General features: G+C 44.7%; 1 protein-coding gene. It reads right to left on the reverse strand.

From position 1 onward, the window contains the following. The coding region (gene tnpC / locus IEY42_RS22090; RefSeq protein WP_188927316.1) for an IS66 family transposase at positions 1–1,220 on the reverse strand (1,220 nt) is incomplete at both ends.

Genomic DNA, 1,220 nt, shown 5'->3' on the forward strand with positions numbered 1-1,220 from the left:
GTTCAACCTTGGATGGGTTCTCCGCCAAGCCTTGCAAGCACTTGGCGATATACTCATGCACGATAAGGTTATTGGCTTTCGCTGTTTCGATGAGGCTGTAAAGGATTGCGCTAGCGCGAGCACCTCGTGGCGTATTTGAAAATAGCCAGGCCTTGCGACCTATCACAAAGGGTTTTATTGCTCTTTCGGCACGGTTGTTGTCTATGCTCAGGCGGCCATCATCTAAATAACGCCTAAATTTTCCAAATTGATTCAGTCCGTATTGGATAGCTTTACCCAATGCCATTTTCGGTGGGATTTTATCTTGATGCTGTAACAGCCATTGATAGAGTTCATCAACGATAACGTTAGATTTTTGCTGGCGTATAGCGTATTTCTCATCGGCAGATTTGCCTTTAATTTGCTGCTCAATACCGTAAAGTTTACCGATAAGGTTCAGTGCAACATCCGCTTTGCCTGCTTTCTTATTATTCCCTTTAGCCTCGATAAATTTGCGACGAATATGCGCTAAACACGCCACGAGTGTAGCATCAGTTTGAGCATACGCTTGATATCCGTCCACTTGCAAATAACCTGAAAAACCCTCTAGAAAGTCAACGGCACATTGGCCTGCTCGGCTGTTATGATAGTCATAGAGCACAATGTTAGTGCTACCCTTCGGGGAATCGTCACCGCAGCAATATAGCCACATGTAGCTAGTCAGTTTATCGGCTTTCAATACCTTAAGCGGGGTCTCATCAGCATGAATAATGTCTTGCTCCAGTAAACTGACTTTCAGGCGTTGATATAAAGGCTCAAGTAAGTCGGCACAACGTATCATCCAACTCGACATAGTCTTACGATTAAGCTCGATACCAATATCCGAAAACAAGGTTTCTTGACGATATAAAGGCAAACCAAACTGATATTTACAAGTAATAATATGGCTGAGTAAACTCGGTGTGGCCATGCTTTTTGGGATAGGCGTTGCTGGCATAGACGCAGCCTTTATCGCTACCTCAACACCTTGTTGTTCACATTGACGGCAGGCATATTTCGGTCGAATTGTTTTTATCACCTTAATATGCGCAGGAACGAATTCCAATGTCTCGCTACAACTTTGCCCCATTTGATGAAGTGGAACTTGGCAACAGGCGCAGTACTTGTCGGCTTCATCAATATCGACGGTTACTTCTACTCGAGGAAGCTCAGCAGGCAATGGCTGACGCTTGGGTTGCCTT

This window comes from Shewanella algicola (assembly GCF_014648035.1).
Classification (GTDB): domain Bacteria; phylum Pseudomonadota; class Gammaproteobacteria; order Enterobacterales; family Shewanellaceae; genus Shewanella; species Shewanella algicola.